This is a genomic window from Pseudonocardia yuanmonensis, assembly GCF_039542425.1.
GTDB classification, from domain to species: domain Bacteria; phylum Actinomycetota; class Actinomycetes; order Mycobacteriales; family Pseudonocardiaceae; genus Pseudonocardia; species Pseudonocardia yuanmonensis.
Genome location: NZ_BAABIC010000004.1, coordinates 329,051 through 343,715 on the forward strand (window position 1 = coordinate 329,051; position 14,665 = coordinate 343,715).

Sequence of the window (14,665 nt, forward strand, 5' to 3'; positions counted from 1 at the left end):
ACGCCTCCGCGTCGGCGTGCCCGAGTCGCGCGCCCCGGCCGGGTTCGGAAGGATCCGGGCCGTGCGCGTCGTCGTCGCCGGTTCGTCCGGCCTGATCGGAACCGCCCTGGTCGCCGGCCTGCGGGAGGCGGGCCACGAGGTCGTGCGGCTGGTCCGCCGCGCGCCCTCCGCCCCGGACGAGCGGGGCTGGGACCCGCCGTCCGGCGCGATCGACGAGGGCGCCCTCGACGGGGCGGACGCGGTGGTGAGCCTCGGCGGCGTCGGGATCGGCGACCGGCCGTGGAGCGGGGCGCGCAAGCAGGCGATCCGGGACAGCCGCAACGTCCCGACCGAGGTGCTGGCCACCGCCGTCGCCCGGGCCGGCGTCCCCGCGATGATCAGCGGCTCGGCCGTCGGGTACTACGGCGACGCCGGGCCGGAGGAGATCGACGAGTCCGCCCCGTCCGGCGAGGGCTTCCTGGCCGAGGTCTGCCGGGACTGGGAGGCGGCGACCGCGCCGGCCGCCGACGCCGGCGTCCGGGTGGTCCGGCTGCGCACCGGGCTGGTGCTCTCGCCGTCGGGCGGGTTGCTCGCACTGATGCGTCCGGTGTGGAAGGCGTTCCTGGGCGCGCGGATCGGCAGCGGCGAGCAGTACATGCCCTGGGTCTCGCTCGACGACGAGGTCGCGGCCATCCGGTTCGCCGTCGAGAACGACTCGCTGAGCGGCCCGGTCAACGTCACCGGGCCCACCCCGGTGACCAACAAGGTCCTCACCCAGACCCTCGCGAGCGCCGTCGGCCGGCCGGCCCCGCTGGTCGTCCCGGCCTTCGCGGTGAGCGCCGTGCTCGGCGACATGGGCCGCGAGATGCTGCTGTTCTCCCAGCGTGCGATGCCGCGCGCGCTGCTCGGCGCCGGCTTCTCCTTCCGGCACACCACGCTCGCCGACGCTCTCTCCGCGGCCGTCCGGGCATGACGGGCGCGCGCACCCCCGACACGGACGTCGCCGTGGTCGGGGCGGGGGTCGCCGGGCTGCGCGCAGCCCGGATCCTGCGCCGCCGCGGCCTCGACGTCACCGTCCTGGAGGCGGCCGACCGGGTCGGCGGGCGGATCGCGACGGACGTCGTGGACGGCTTCCGCTGCGACCGCGGCTTCCAGGTGCTCAACACGGCCTATCCCGCCCTGCGCACGGTCCTCGGGCCGGACGGACCGGAGTCCCTGGCGATGCGCGCGTTCGAGCCGGGCGCGGCGATCCGGACCGCCGACGGGGCCCTGCGCCGGTTCGTCAACCCGCTGCGCGAGCCGACGGGTGCGCCCGGCTCGCTGCGCGCGCTCCCGCCCGCGGACCTCGCGAAGCTCGTCGCCTGGACCGCGCGGGGGCTCGCCACCCCGCCCCGGCGCACCGCCCTCCGCACGGCCCGCTCGGCCGCCGCGGACCTGGCCGCGGCCGGGCTCGGCGGCACCGCCACGGAGACCTTCCTGCGCCCCTTCCTCTCGGGCGTGCTCGCCGACCGGGAGCTCGTGACGAGCGAGGCCTTCGTCCGGCTGGTGTGGCGCAGCTTCGCGCTGGGCCGGGTGTTCGTGCCGGCCGACGGCATGGAGGCCCTCCCCCGCCGGCTGGCCGCCGGGCTGCCGGTGCGGCTGCGCACCCCCGTCGAGTCCGTCACCGGCGGGGCGACCCCGATCGTGCGCACGAGGGACGGCGAGATGGCGGCCCGCGCGGTCGTCGTCGCGACGGACGCCGACACGGCCGCCCGGCTGCTCCCCGGCACGACCGCGCCGGAGACCCGCACGCTCACGACCTGGTACCACACCATGCCCGAACCGCCGGCCGACGAGCCGATCCTGCACCTCGACGGCACCGGCGGGCCGGTCGCCAACACCGTCGTCCTGACGGCGGCGGCCCCGGAGTACTCGGCCTCCGGCCGCCCCCTGGTCTCCTCGACGGTCGTCGGCCCGGCGATCCCCGAGCCCGAGGTGCGCCGCGAGCTGGCCCGGATCTACGCCACCTCGACGGACGGCTGGGAGCTCGTGCACACCGCGGAGATCCGCGGCGCGCTGCCCGCCTTCCTCCCCGGCCGGCCGCTGCGCAGCGGGGTCGCACTGGGCGAGGGCCTGTTCGTGTGCGGCGACCACCGGGACACCCCGTCCACGCAGGGTGCACTGGTCAGCGGTCGGCGGGCGGCCGCGGAGGTGCTGCGCGCCCTCACCTGAGCACCGGCTGTGCGGTCCCCGTGGTGTGACCACACCCGCCCGTCCGCGAGGATCTGCGGGCGTACTCTGGGCCGGTGGCCAGCCAGGGAACCTCGTGCCGCCGCTCGCCCAACCCCGTGCGGGTGGACCTCCTCGGCACGATCGACTACCTCACCGCCTGGGACGTCCAGCGCGCCAACGCCGAGGCGCGGCGTGCCGGCACCGGACCGGACGTGCTCATGCTCCTCGAGCACCCGTCGGTGTACACCGCGGGCAAGCGGACCCGCCCCGAGGACCGTCCCACCGACGGCACCCCGGTCATCGACGTCGACCGCGGCGGCCGGATCACCTGGCACGGCCCCGGTCAGCTCGTCGGCTACCCCATCGTCTCGCTCGGCGAGCCCCTCGACGTCGTCGACTACGTGCGGCGGCTCGAGGAGGCCCTGATCGCGGTCTGCCACGGCCTCGGCGTGAGCACCGCCGGCCGGGTCGAGGGCCGCAGCGGCGTGTGGCTCCCGGCCGACGACCTGCGCCCCGAGCGCAAGATCGCCGCCATCGGCGTGCGCGTCCAGGGCGGCGTGACGCTGCACGGCTTCGCGCTGAACTGCGACCCCGACCTCGGCGAGTTCGGCCGGATCGTGCCCTGCGGCATCACGGACGCGGGCGTGACCTCGCTGTCCGCCGAGCTGGGCCGCGAGATCCCGACGGACGAGGTGCTCGCGAGCGTCACCGAGGCGGTGCTCGCCGCCCTCGAGGGCACCCTGCCCGTCCGCGAGCACGTGGTGCCGCGGCGCGAGACGGCGGTGGCCGCAGGCGTGGCCGGGCTGGACCTGCAGCTGCACCCGTCCCTGCACTGAGCCCCCGGGTGGCGATGGTCGCTCCGGCGACCACCGCCACCCACGACGGACCTACAGACCGGCCCCCACCGTCTTCTGGACGGGCGCGCCGCCGAAGTCGCCGGTGCGGCGCAGCTTCTGCCACTTCAGCCGGATGCCCGCCAGCGCGGTCATGATCGACTGGATGAGCACGGCGTACATCAGCTGCCGGTAGACGATCTGCTGGAGGGGCAGCAACCAGAGCACGCCGATCTTCTCCCGCTCCAGCCGGAAGGCGTAGACCGCGGCGAACAGCTGGATCAGCTGCACGCCGCCCCAGGCCAGCAGCGTGGTGACCGGGTCGAGGAAGAACAGGCCGTAGACCAGGAACACGTCGACCAGCGGCGCGAGCAGCGGCAGCACCACCTGGAACAGCGCGATGTTGAGCAGCCCCACGCGGCCGAAGTGCCCGGCCGGGCCCCGCGCGACGATCGACGCCCGGTGCTTCCACATCGACTGGATCGTCCCGTAGCTCCAGCGGTACCGCTGGCGCCAGAGCTGGCCCAGGGTGCCCGGCGCCTCGGTCCAGGCCCGCGCGCGCTCCTCGTAGACCACGCGCCAGCCGGCCCGGCACAGCGCCATCGTGAGGTCGGTGTCCTCGGCCAGGGTGTCGTCGCTGACCCCGCCGACCTCGAGCAGCGCGGTGCGGCGGAACGCGCCGACCGCGCCGGGCACGGTGGTCATGCAGCGCCACAGGTCGTAGACGCGGCGGTCGAGGTTGAAGCCCATCACGTACTCGATGTGCTGCCAGTGCGACACGAGGCTCCGCCGGTTGGCCACCTTCGCGTTGCCGGCCACCGCGCCGACCTCGGGCCGGACGAAGGGCTGCACCAGGGTGCCCACGGTCGTCGGCTCGAACACGGTGTCGCCGTCGATCATCACGACGATCTCGTGGCTCGCCGCCCGGATGCCGGCGTTGAGCGCGGCCGGCTTGCCGCCGTTGGGCTGGCGGATCACCCGCACCCCGGGCAGGCCGAGTGCCTCGACGATGTCCGGCGTGCCGTCCGTCGAGCCGTCGTCGACCACGATGATCTCGACGGGATGGTCGCTCGCCACCAGCGAGCGCACGGTGTGCTCGATGCACTCCTTCTCGTTGTAGGCGGGCACCACCACCGAGACGGGCGCGGTGTACCAGGGCTCGGACCGCGTGCGGGTGGCCAGGCGGCTCTGCTTCGCGTGCCGCCGGGCGACCACGATCATGATCACGAGCCGGGCGACGACGAGCGCGCCGACCAGCAGGAGCAGCCACTCCAGCCCGCGCACGATGTAGGTCGAGACGCCCGCGGCGGCGACCAGGACCGTGCCGAAGACGCGGTCCCACACGTCGGCCGGCGTGTTGGCCGTGGGCAGGCCCAGGCCGTCGCTGACGGTGGTGAAGCGCCAGCCCTGCGCCTTCAGCTGCGGGATCAGGTGGTCGAGGGCCGCGACGGTCTGTGAACGGTCGCCGCCGGCGTCGTGCAGCAGCAGCGCGCCCCCGGCGTCCGAGGTCGGGCTCGAGGCCTTCTCGATCACCTCGACGCCCTTGCGCTCCCAGTCGCGGCTGTCGAAGTCCGTGAGCGCCGTGACGTACCCGCGCTCCCCGAGCTCCCGCACGACCTCGTACTCGGTGTTGGTGAGCGCGTCCGAGCGCGAGGAGTACGGCGGCCGCACCAGGTAGGAGATCTCGCCCGTGGCGCCGGCCAGGGCGAGCTGGGTGAGCGTCAGCTCGCGGTCGATCCGGTTGGTCGACGCCTCGGCCAGGTTCGGGTGGGTGAAGGTGTGCAGCCCGATCTCGGACCCCGTCGCCCGCATCTCCCGGACGAGGTCGGGGTGTTGCGCGGCCATCGAGCCGAGCACGAAGAACGTGCCCGGGACCTGGTGCTTCTCCAGGACCTCGAGGATCTGCGGGGTCCACTCGGGATCCGGGCCGTCGTCGAAGGTCAGGGCGATGGTCTTCGCCGGGTAGCTCAGCGTGCGGACCGGGTCGTGGATGGTGTCGATCGCCGAACCGCCCTCGTGGACGGCGGCGGGCACCCGGTCGTCCGGCCCGCGGACGATGTGGCCATCGGCGTCGGACGAGGTCTTGGCGGTGAGGACGCCGTTGAGGAGGAGCACGGCGACGAAGGTCGCCAGCACCACCAGGGCGACCACGAACTTGCCGAGGGAGAACGAACTCGCGCGCCGGCGGAGGGGACGGGACATGACCTGCCTGCTCTTACGCGGGGACGACCGGGGGCGTCGTGGTGGTGGTCGTGGTGACGACCGGCGGCGTCGTGGCCGCGGGCGGCGGCGCCTGGGTGGTCGGCTTCCGGGTGGTGGTCGTGACCGGCGGCGTCGTCGTGGTGACCGGGGGCCTGGTCGTGGTCACCGGGGGCGGGGTGGTGGCCGGCGGCGGAGTGGTCGGGTCGCTCGCCGGCGGGGTGGTCGGGTCCTGCCCGCCCTCGGAGTTCGGGTCCGTCGGCGTCCCCGGGTCGGTCGTGCCCGGATCCGTGGTCCCCGGGTCGGTCGTGCCCGGGTCGGTCGTGCCCGGGTCCGTCGTCCCCGGATCGGCGGGAGCAGCGGGGTCGGCCGGCGCAGGGGCGCCCGGCACGGGAGCCGCCGGCACGGGGGCGCCCGGCACGGGAGCCGCCGGCACGGGGGCGCCCGGGAGGGGGGCACCCGGCACGGGAGCCGCGGGGGCGGGAGCACCCGCGACCGGGGCGAGCGGGGCGGGAGCCGCGGGCAGCCCGGCCAGCGGGGCGATCACGCCTGCGGCCCCGCCGGTCGGCGTCCCGCCGGAGGTGCTCGCACCGGTGGTGGTGGTGACGTCGCCGATCAGGCCCCCCTGGGACGGCGGGGCCTCCGGGCGCAGCTCGCCCTCGGCGTCGTCGGCCGCCTCGGCCTCCGGCGCGGGCAGCAGGTCGCCGAGCACGGGGATGTCCAGCATGGGGGTGCGCTGTCCGGCGGCCAAACTGCTGCCGACCACGATCAGGAACACCAGGCACATCGAGACCAGCCCGTACACGGCCATCCGGATCCGGCGCTGGCGGCGGCCGGTGCCGTCGACGAACACCGGGCCCCGCTCGGGGACCTCCCGGTACGCGAGGGTGTCGTCGTCGATCATCGGGAACCTTCCTCGGGGGACGCGGCCGCCGCGTCGCGGGCGGCCAGGGTGAAGGCGAAGGGCGACTGCGCGAGGCCGCTGCAGTCGAAGGAGGCGGTGGCGCGGTCGGGGCACCCGCCGTTGTCGCGGCCGACGGACCAGAAGCCGACGGTGCCGAGGCCGCGTTCGTCGGCGTCGCGGACCACGGCCGTGGCGTCGTCGAGGGTCGTGACCGCGCCGGTGTCGGTCCGGCCGACCATGAAGGTGACGCCGGTGCGCGCGGCGACCTCCGGCTCGCCGGTCCCCGACCAGACCTCGCGGAGTTGGGTGAGGACGGTGCCGGTCGCCGTGGTCATCGCGTCGGCCCAGGACCCGGTGTAGGGGAAGTTCATGACCATGGCGTCGACGCGGGCGTCGACCCCGGCCTCGTCGGCCGCCCGGACCAGGTCGACGGCCTGCGGCGTCAGCCCGCGTTCGGCGTCGTCGACCTGGAGGGTCAGCGTGACCGTGGCCCGCCGCTCGTCCTGCACGGTGCGCAGGGCCTCGACGACGGTGGGGACGGGGACGTCCTCCTCGACGTCGACGACCAGCTCGGTGCTGCCGACCGCGTCGAGGGCCTCGCCGTAGGCCCGGGCCAGCGACGCGGCGTCGGTGCAGGCGTTCTCGAGGTAGGTGCCGGTCGCGCCGCCGGTGGCGACGGCGACCCCGCCGCCACGCTCGGTGAGGTCGCGGGCCGCCGCGACCACCGCCGTCGCGGTCACGGGCTGTGTGCCGCCCCAGGTGGGCGTGCAGCCGTCCGCGCCGGCGAGGACGAAGCCGAGGACGGCGTGCGTGACCCCGCTGGCGTCGGCCATGGCGGGCAGGGGCGAGGGCACGAGCGAGGCGTCGACGTACGGCTGCAGCCGGGTCCCGGTGTGGGCCCCGTCCCCGGACGCGGCCTCGTCCGCCGACGGGCCCGCGCCGCACGCCGCGAGGAGCAGCGGCGCCAGCGCGAGCAGGATGAGCAGGGCCGGACGGCGCCCTGAGAGGTGGTGCGTTCGCAACGAGCAGGTGTTCCTCGTCCGACGGAGCCAGTACTACGAACGGCCTACTCCGTTGCTCCGATCATTCACGGAGTGTGGCCGTTTCTTGCGTCTGGCAATCGAAAGAGGGAACCCGTCCGTTACGGACAGTTCGTCACAGGGTGACGACGGCACGGCAGTACGCGCCGACCGGTCATCCCGCTCGGTCAGTGCCGGACCCGGATCTTGGTCGGAGCCGGGTCAGAGGAGGTGCGTGGCGATCAGCTCGATGTGGTCGAGATCGCCCAGGTCCAGCACCTGGAGGTACACGCGGCTGATGCCGGTGCGCTCCGCCCACCGGCCCAGCCGGTCCGCCACCTCCTCGGGCGAACCCGCGAGGCCGTTGGCCCTCAGCTCGTCCACCTCCCGCCCGATCGCGAGCGCCCGCGCCTTCACCTGCTCGTCCGTCCGGCCCACGCAGACCACCTGGGCGATGGAGCGGACTATCTCCTTCGGGTCCCGGCCCACCGCGGCGCAGGCCTCCTCGACCCGCGCGAACTGCGCGGCGACGTCGTCCATGGACGAGAAGGGGACGTTGAACTCCGACGCGAACCGGGCAGCGAGCGCCGGCGTGCGCTGCTTGCCCTTGCCCCCGACGATCACCGGCGGGCCCGGCTGCTGCACCGGCTTGGGCAGGGCCGGTGAGTCGGTGACCGTGTAGTGGTCACCGGAGTACTCGAACCGCTCCCCGGGCAGGGTGTGCCACAGGCCGGTGATGATCTCGAGCTGCTCGGCGAGCCGGTCGAAGCGCTCGCGCAGCCGCGGGAACGGGATGCCGTAGGCGGCGTGCTCGGCCTCGAACCAGCCCGTGCCCAGCCCCAGCTCGACCCGACCGCCGGACATCCGGTCCACCTGCGCCACCGCGATCGCGAGCGGCCCGGGCAGCCGGAAGGTGGCCGAGGAGACGAGGGTGCCCAGCCGGATCCGGGACGTCTCGCGGGCCAGCCCGGCGAGCGTCAGCCAGGCGTCCGTCGGGCCCGGCTCCCCGCTGCCGCCCATCGCGAGGTAGTGGTCGGAGCGGAAGAAGGCGTCGAAGCCGGCCTCCTCCGCGGTCCGCGCGACCCGGAGGAGGTCGTCGTAGTCGGCACCCTGCTGCGGTTCGGTGAAGATCCGGAGGTCCACGGCGGGCAACGCTAGCCTGGGCCGCGATGAACCGCCGGACCGCCGACCTGCCCGACCAGACCGGACGCACGGTGCTCGTGACGGGCGCGACCTCGGGGCTCGGGCGGGCGTCCGCCGAGGCCCTGGCCGCGGCCGGTGCGCGGGTGCTGCTCACCGCGCGGGACCCCGCCCGTGGCCGGGCGGTGGCCGGGCCGATCGGTGCCGAGCTCGTCGAGCTCGACCTCGCCGACCTCGCGTCCGTCCGGCGGGCCGCCGCGGAGGTGCGCGAGCGCACCGGCGACCGGCTCGACGTGCTGATGGCCAACGCCGGCGTGATGGGCACCCCGCCGCTGGCGACCGTCGACGGCTTCGAGCTGCAGATCGGCACGAACCACCTGGGCCATGCGGCACTGACCTGGCTGCTGATGCCTGCGCTGCGGACCGGGCCGGCCTCGCGGGTGGTCGTGGTCTCCAGCCTGGCCCACCGCGGGGGCGGCCTCGACCTCGACGACCTCCACTTCCGACGGCGCCCCTACCGTCCAGGCACCGCCTACTCGCAGTCCAAGCTCGCGAACCTGCTCTTCGCCGCCGAGCTGGACCGGCGCCTGAAGGCGGCCGGCGACCCGGTGATCGCGGTCGCCGCGCACCCCGGCATGACGGACACCGAGCTGCTGGCCAACTCGCTGCGCCGCCGCGGGCGGGTGTGGGGGTGGCTCGCCACGCCGGTCAACGCCCTCGCCACCCAGCCCCTCGCGCAGGGGGTGCTGCCGCAGCTGTACGCCGCGACCGCGCCGGGGCTCACGGGCGGCGAGTACATCGGTCCGGGCGGGCTCGGCGAGATGCGTGGGAGGCCCGCTCCGGCCCGGCGCAGCGCGGCCGCGCAGGACCGCGGGTCGGCCCGCCGGCTGTGGGCCGTGACGGCCGCGGAGACGGGCGTCACCCCCGATCCCGGGGCGTAGGCTGGTCGCCGTGACGATCGCTCCCGAAGGCCGCAAGCTGCTGCGTCTCGAGGTCCGCAACGCCGAGACCCCGATCGAGCGGAAGCCCTCGTGGATCCGGACGAAGGCCCGCACCGGCCCGCAGTACACCGAGCTGAAGGGCCTGGTCCGCTCCGGCGGCCTGCACACCGTGTGCGAGGAGGCCGGCTGCCCCAACATCTACGAATGCTGGGAGGACCGCGAGGCCACCTTCCTCATCGGCGGCGAGCAGTGCACCCGACGCTGCGACTTCTGCCAGATCGACACCGGCAAGCCCGCCGACCTCGACCGGGACGAGCCCCGTCGCGTCGCCGAGTCCGTGCGCCAGATGGGCCTGCGCTACTCCACCGTCACCGGAGTGGCCCGGGACGACCTGGAGGACGGCGGGGCCTGGCTGTACGCCGAGACGGTCCGGCAGATCCACGCGCTGAACCCGGGCACCGGCGTCGAGCTGCTCATCCCGGACTTCAACGCGAAGCCCGACCAGCTCGCCGAGGTCTTCGGCTCCCGCCCCGAGGTGCTCGCGCACAACCTCGAGACCGTGCCGCGGATCTTCAAGCGGATCCGCCCCGGGTTCCGCTACTCGCGCTCGCTCGAGGTGCTCACCGCCGCGCGCGAGGACGGGCTGGTCACCAAGTCCAACCTGATCCTGGGCATGGGCGAGACCCCCGAGGAGGTCACCGCCGCCCTGCAGGACCTCCACGACGCGGGCTGCGAGATCATCACCATCACCCAGTACCTGCGGCCCTCCAAGCGCCACCACCCCGTCGAGCGGTGGGTCAAGCCCGAGGAGTTCGTCGAGCACGCCGAGACCGCCGAGCAGATCGGCTTCGCCGGCGTCATGGCCGGGCCGCTGGTCCGCTCCTCCTACCGGGCCGGGCGGCTCTACGCCCAGACCGTCGCCCACCGCGGCGAGGAGCTCTCCCCCGAGCTCGCGCACCTCGCCGCCGAGGCCCCGGCCGCCCAGGAGGCGCGCTCGCTGCTCGCCCGCGGCTGACCGTCGCCGGTCCTCGCGGCGCGACCCGGCCTGCGGGACGTATCCTGGCCCGCATGGCCGGCAAGCCCGACAAGGAGACCCAGAAGCGCCTGAAGGCGGAGAAGCGCGCGGCGTCCAAGCAGCGGCGTGCGCAGATCTGGCAGGCGTTCCAGATGCAGCGCAAGCAGGACAAGCTCCTGCTGCCGCTGATGATCGGGTCGGTGGTCGGCGCGGCCGTCGTCGCGTTCCTGATCGGGCTGATCTTCGGCCTCGAATGGATCTTCCTGGCCTTCGGCGTCGCGATCGGCGTGATGATCGCGATCAGCATCTTCGGCCGCCGGGTGCAGCGCAGCGTCTACGCGCAGGCGGACGGGCAGCCGGGGGCCGCGGGCTGGGCGCTCGACCAGCTGCGCGGGCAGTGGCGGGTGACCCAAGGCGTCGCCGGCACCACCCACCTCGACGCGGTGCACCGGGTCATCGGTCGGCCGGGCGTCGTGCTCGTGGCCGAGGGCGCACCGCACCGGGTCAAGTCGCTGCTGGCCCAGGAGAAGAAGCGCACCGCGCGGGTGGTCGGCCAGACCCCGATCTACGACGTCGTCGTGGGCAACGAGGAGGGCCAGGTCCCCCTCAAGAGCCTGCAGCGGCACATGATGAAGCTGCCGCGCAACATCAGCGCCGCGGAGATGGAGTCGCTCGACGCCCGGCTGGCCGCGCTCGGCAACCGCGCCGCCGCCATGCCGAAGGGCCCGCTGCCCCAGGGCGCCAAGATGCGCAGCGTCCAGCGCACCGTGCGCCGCCGCTGAGCGCACCACACCGACGCACGCGCGGCCGGGACCCGAACGGGGTCCCGGCCGCCGTCGTTCTCAGGCGCGGGCGCGGACCACGACGGTCTGGCTCGCCCGATCGTGCCAGCCACGGCCGTCCGCGTCCCGGATCACCGGCGGGATCACCAGGCCGAGCAGGGCGGTGCGCAGGATCGCGCGGAACCCGACCGTCGCGGCCATGTCCACCCGGGCCACCCGGATACCGACGGCGACCATCCCCGGCGTCATGCCGAACAGTGCGGTCGGGACCACCGTGAGGACGAACCAGACCGCCCACACCCACCAGCCGATGCGCGACCCGCCCAGCGCGTCGAGCCCCAGGACCGCCAGGGTGAGCACGTAGGCGAGCAGCCAGTCCAGCGTGACGCCGACCAGCCGCCTGCCGAACCCGGCGACCGCACCCACGCCCTCGGCCGGAAGGCCGAACCGCTCACCCGGGTGGCCCTGCTCGTGCGCGGAGGGTGAACCGCCCGTCCAGGAGTCGAGGAACCCCGCCATGCGCCCTACCCTAGTTGTCCCGTGTGAGAGAGGACGCGATCCCGGCCCGTTAACGTCTGCGAAACGCACGAGTGATGAACGGGCAACACGGCCGCCCTACGGTCGCGGCCGAATCAGGAGACGACTGAAGGAGCCAGCGCGCGTGTTCAACAACTCCGAAGAGGTACTGAAGTACATCTCGGACGAGAAGGTCGAGTACGTCGACATCAGGTTCTGCGACCTGCCCGGCGTGATGCAGCACCTCACCGTCCCCGCCTCCACCGCCGGCGACCTGCTGGAGAACGGCGCCGCCTTCGACGGCTCGTCCGTCCGCGGCTTCCAGGCCATCAACGAGTCCGACATGGCGCTGCTGCCGGACTCGAAGACCGCGCGCCTGGACCCGTTCCGCAAGCACAAGACGCTGAACATCAACTTCTTCGTGCACGACCCGATCACGGGCGAGCCCTACAGCCGTGACCCGCGCAACATCGCGCGCAAGGCCGAGGAGTACCTGGCCGCGTCCGGCATCGCCGACACCGCCTACATGGCGCCCGAGGCGGAGTTCTACGTCTTCGACTCGATCCGGTTCGGCTCGAACCCGCACGAGACCTTCCACCACATCGACTCGACCGAGGGCTGGTGGAACACCGGGCGCGAGGAGGAGGGCGGCAACCTCGGCTACAAGGTCAACTACAAGGGCGGGTACTTCCCCGTCCCGCCGGTGGACCACTACGCCGACCTGCGCGCCGACATCGTCAGCACGATGATCGCGAGCGGCTTCGACGTGGAGCGGGAGCACCACGAGGTCGGCACCGCCGGGCAGGCGGAGATCAACTACAAGTTCGACACCCTGCTCCACGCGGCCGACGACATCATGCTGTTCAAGTACATCGTCAAGAACACGGCGTGGCAGCACGGCAAGACCGCGACCTTCATGCCGAAGCCGCTGTTCGGCGACAACGGCTCGGGCATGCACGTGCACCAGTCGCTGTGGAAGGACGGCCAGCCGCTGTTCCACGACGAGTCCGGCTACGGCGGGCTCTCGGACACCGCGCGCTACTACATCGGCGGCCTGCTGCACCACGCGCCGTCGCTGCTGGCCTTCACCAACCCGACGGTGAACTCGTACCACCGCCTGGTCCCCGGCTTCGAGGCCCCGGTCAACCTGGTCTACTCGGCCCGCAACCGCTCGGCCTGCATCCGGATCCCGCTGTCCGGCGACAGCCCGAAGGCCAAGCGCATCGAGTTCCGCTGCCCGGACTCGTCCGGCAACCCGTACCTCGCCTTCTCGGCGATGCTGATGGCCGGTCTCGACGGCATCCGGAACAAGATCGAGCCGCCGGCGCCGGTCGACAAGGACCTCTACGAGCTCCCGCCGGAGGAGCTCAAGGACATCGCCCAGGTCCCGGCCTCGCTCGGCGCGGTCATCGACCGGCTCGAGGCGGACCACGACTACCTGCTCGAGGGCGGCGTGTTCACCCCGGACCTGATCGAGACCTGGATCTCGTACAAGCGGGAGAACGAGATCGACCCGCTGCGGCTGCGCCCGCACCCCTACGAGTTCGCGCTGTACTACGACGTCTGATCGCGTCATCGCGGCCTGACCTGCGGGAACGCGGTCAGGCCGCGGCGGTCGGATGGTCGACCAGGCGACGGCCCGTGCACCCCTTTCCGCTGGGGTGGCGGGCCGTCGCCGCGTTCTCAGGGCTCCCGGGGCTCGTCCCAGGGTTCCCGGGGCTCGGCGAGGCCGGCGGGGCGGGAACGGGTCAGCGCGACGCCGACCAGGATGAGCACTCCCCCGGCCAGCTGGATCGCGGCGGGGACCTCGCCCAGCAGCAGCCAGCTCGCCACCGCGGACGCGACGACCTCCAGCAACGCCACCAGGGAGCCCCGCGCCGCACCGATCCGCCGGATCGCGAGCACGCCGGTCAGGTAGGCGACGACGGTCGAGACCAGCACGAGCAGGCCGGCGGCGACCACCCAGCCGACGTCCGCGCCCGCGAGGACCACCGGGCCGTCGGGCGGGAGGGACACGACCAGCGGCAGCAGCCCGGCCAGGCCCAGCACCGCCACCACCACGGTGCCCACCGCCATCCCGACGCCCGCCAGCACCATCGGCGGGGTCGTGGCGCCCGCGCGGTCGGCGAGCAGGAAGTAGCTCGCCTGGCACACCGCCGCGGCCAGCCCCCACGCGAGGCCGGCCGGCGGCACGGCGGTGCCCGACCAGATCTGCACCACCAGGAGCAGCCCCGCGATGGCGACCCCCGCACCGACCAGCGTGCGCGGTCCCGGCGGCTGCCGGCGCACCACCCACACCCAGGCGATGACCAGCACCGGGCCCAGGTACTCCAGCAGCAGCGCGATGCTGACCGGCATGTACCGGACGGCGTTGAAGAACGCGACCTGCACGCCCGCCATCGCCAGCAGCCCGTAGAGCAGCAGCGCCGGGGCGTCCGCCCGCAGCGCGGCCAGCACGCCCGGCCGGGTCACCGCGAGCAGCACGAGCACCACGACGGCCGACCCGCCGATGCGGACGAACGCCGCCCCGGCCGAGGACCAGCCGGCGTCGATCAGCGCCTTCGCGAACGGGCCGGAGAGCCCGAACGACACGGCCGAGACGACGGCGAACGCGAGACCGACCGACGCCGCCCGGCCGGCGGGATCGGCGCGGTGCGGACCGTGCCCGGCCGTCACTCCGCGCCGGTGACGGCGACGAGGCCGGCGGCCTCGATCCCCGCGACGGCGGCGGCCTCGTCGTTGAGCGAGAGGTCGCCGGTCACCCCCACCGCGCCGAGCAGCGTCCCGTCGCCGTCCCGGACGAACACGCCGCCTGGGACCGAGAAGATCCTGCCGCCGGCGAGGTTCGCGACCGAGGTGAAGAACTCGGGCGAGTCGGCGGCGCGGGCCGCGATGGCGCGGTTGGTCATGCCCAGCGCCAGCACGCCGTTGGCCTTGGCGACGGCGAGGTCGGGCCGCAGATAGCCGGACCCGTCCTGGCGGGCGAGGGCGACGATCGCGCCGCCCGGATCGAGGACGGCCACGGTCAGCGGCTTGAACCCCTGCTCGGTGCCGTGGGCGAGGGCGGCGTCGACGATCGTGCGGGCCTGCTCCAGCGAGATGCTCACGAGGGGCCACCTTCTCAGA

14 protein-coding genes are annotated in these 14,665 nt (G+C 74.1%); 7 read left to right on the forward strand and 7 right to left on the reverse strand.

Annotated elements, in window-relative coordinates; translation table 11 throughout:
* The first annotated feature begins 61 nt into the window (after positions 1–61).
* The 3 genes from ABD990_RS08110 to lipB all read left to right on the forward strand — a co-directional run bounded on the left by ABD990_RS08110 (position 62) and on the right by lipB (position 3,026).
* Complete coding sequence (locus ABD990_RS08110) at positions 62–952, forward strand: TIGR01777 family oxidoreductase (RefSeq protein WP_345379435.1); 891 nt, start codon at positions 62–64, stop codon at positions 950–952.
* On the forward strand, positions 949–2,190 hold the full coding sequence (locus tag ABD990_RS08115; protein WP_345379436.1) for an NAD(P)/FAD-dependent oxidoreductase: 1,242 nt from the start codon (positions 949–951) through the stop codon (positions 2,188–2,190). Before ABD990_RS08110 ends, ABD990_RS08115 begins: the two co-directional genes overlap by 4 nt.
* A gap of 74 nt (positions 2,191–2,264) precedes the next feature.
* Positions 2,265–3,026 carry a lipoyl(octanoyl) transferase LipB gene (gene lipB, locus ABD990_RS08120; protein WP_345379438.1) on the forward strand — a complete coding sequence of 254 codons (762 nt, stop codon included), beginning with the start codon at positions 2,265–2,267 and terminating at the stop codon, positions 3,024–3,026.
* Positions 3,027–3,077: 51 nt separating this feature from the next.
* Here the strand turns inward: lipB and ABD990_RS08125 are convergent, their stop codons facing one another.
* The 4 genes from ABD990_RS08125 to ABD990_RS08140 all read right to left on the reverse strand — a co-directional run bounded on the left by ABD990_RS08125 (position 3,078) and on the right by ABD990_RS08140 (position 8,288).
* Positions 3,078–5,225 carry a bifunctional polysaccharide deacetylase/glycosyltransferase family 2 protein gene (locus ABD990_RS08125; RefSeq protein ID WP_345379439.1) on the reverse strand — a complete coding sequence of 716 codons (2,148 nt, stop codon included), beginning with the start codon at positions 5,223–5,225 and terminating at the stop codon, positions 3,078–3,080.
* 13 nt (positions 5,226–5,238) lie between these two features.
* Complete coding sequence (locus ABD990_RS08130; RefSeq protein ID WP_345379441.1) at positions 5,239–6,126, reverse strand: hypothetical protein; 888 nt, start codon at positions 6,124–6,126, stop codon at positions 5,239–5,241.
* The gene (locus ABD990_RS08135) at positions 6,123–7,148 is read right to left on the reverse strand and encodes a glycoside hydrolase family 18 protein (RefSeq protein ID WP_345379442.1); all 1,026 of its coding nucleotides are present in this window, start codon (positions 7,146–7,148) and stop codon (positions 6,123–6,125) included. Before ABD990_RS08135 ends, ABD990_RS08130 begins: the two co-directional genes overlap by 4 nt.
* A gap of 219 nt (positions 7,149–7,367) precedes the next feature.
* The gene (locus tag ABD990_RS08140; RefSeq protein WP_345379444.1) at positions 7,368–8,288 is read right to left on the reverse strand and encodes an LLM class F420-dependent oxidoreductase; all 921 of its coding nucleotides are present in this window, start codon (positions 8,286–8,288) and stop codon (positions 7,368–7,370) included.
* A gap of 26 nt (positions 8,289–8,314) precedes the next feature.
* Between ABD990_RS08140 and ABD990_RS08145 the strand changes: the two genes are divergently transcribed.
* Genes ABD990_RS08145 through ABD990_RS08155 form a run of 3 tightly spaced genes read left to right on the forward strand, consistent with a single transcriptional unit; the run spans position 8,315 to position 11,023 of the window.
* Entirely contained in the window at positions 8,315–9,226 is a 912-nt protein-coding gene (locus ABD990_RS08145; protein WP_345379446.1) for an oxidoreductase, read from the forward strand.
* Between the two features lie 10 nt (positions 9,227–9,236).
* Positions 9,237–10,241: a lipoyl synthase gene (gene lipA / locus ABD990_RS08150; RefSeq protein ID WP_345379448.1), complete on the forward strand. Its 1,005-nt coding sequence runs from the start codon at positions 9,237–9,239 to the stop codon at positions 10,239–10,241.
* Positions 10,242–10,294: 53 nt separating this feature from the next.
* Complete coding sequence (locus tag ABD990_RS08155) at positions 10,295–11,023, forward strand: DUF4191 domain-containing protein (RefSeq protein WP_345379449.1); 729 nt, start codon at positions 10,295–10,297, stop codon at positions 11,021–11,023.
* Between the two features lie 60 nt (positions 11,024–11,083).
* On the opposite strand, the gene ABD990_RS08160 is transcribed toward ABD990_RS08155, so the two are convergent.
* Positions 11,084–11,542 (reverse strand): RDD family protein, encoded by a 459-nt coding sequence (locus ABD990_RS08160; RefSeq protein WP_345379450.1) that lies wholly within the window; start codon positions 11,540–11,542, stop codon positions 11,084–11,086.
* 142 nt (positions 11,543–11,684) lie between these two features.
* Here ABD990_RS08160 and glnA point away from each other — a divergent pair, with 142 nt between their 5' ends.
* Complete coding sequence (gene glnA / locus ABD990_RS08165) at positions 11,685–13,106, forward strand: type I glutamate--ammonia ligase (RefSeq protein WP_345379451.1); 1,422 nt, start codon at positions 11,685–11,687, stop codon at positions 13,104–13,106.
* Between the two features lie 116 nt (positions 13,107–13,222).
* Here glnA and ABD990_RS08170 read toward each other — a convergent pair whose 3' ends face one another.
* Together ABD990_RS08170 and ABD990_RS08175 are read right to left on the reverse strand one after the other, a co-directional pair.
* On the reverse strand, positions 13,223–14,215 hold the full coding sequence (locus ABD990_RS08170; RefSeq protein ID WP_345379453.1) for an EamA family transporter: 993 nt from the start codon (positions 14,213–14,215) through the stop codon (positions 13,223–13,225).
* The gene (locus tag ABD990_RS08175; protein ID WP_345379455.1) at positions 14,212–14,646 is read right to left on the reverse strand and encodes a GlcG/HbpS family heme-binding protein; all 435 of its coding nucleotides are present in this window, start codon (positions 14,644–14,646) and stop codon (positions 14,212–14,214) included. The genes ABD990_RS08170 and ABD990_RS08175 overlap by 4 nt, the downstream gene beginning before the upstream one ends.
* Positions 14,647–14,665 lie beyond the last annotated feature (19 nt).

What these genes read in the sequence shown, in the direction of transcription:
- ABD990_RS08160 (WP_345379450.1), bottom strand. Translation starts at nt 11,542, where the DNA reads ATGGCGGGGTTCCTCGACTCCTGGACGGGCGGTTCACCCTCCGCGCAC.
- ABD990_RS08145 (WP_345379446.1), top strand. Translation starts at nt 8,315, where the DNA reads ATGAACCGCCGGACCGCCGACCTGCCCGACCAGACCGGACGCACGGTG.
- ABD990_RS08130 (WP_345379441.1), bottom strand. Translation starts at nt 6,126, where the DNA reads ATGATCGACGACGACACCCTCGCGTACCGGGAGGTCCCCGAGCGGGGC.
- ABD990_RS08115 (WP_345379436.1), top strand. Translation starts at nt 949, where the DNA reads ATGACGGGCGCGCGCACCCCCGACACGGACGTCGCCGTGGTCGGGGCG.
- ABD990_RS08125 (WP_345379439.1), bottom strand. Translation starts at nt 5,225, where the DNA reads ATGTCCCGTCCCCTCCGCCGGCGCGCGAGTTCGTTCTCCCTCGGCAAG.
- ABD990_RS08155 (WP_345379449.1), top strand. Translation starts at nt 10,295, where the DNA reads ATGGCCGGCAAGCCCGACAAGGAGACCCAGAAGCGCCTGAAGGCGGAG.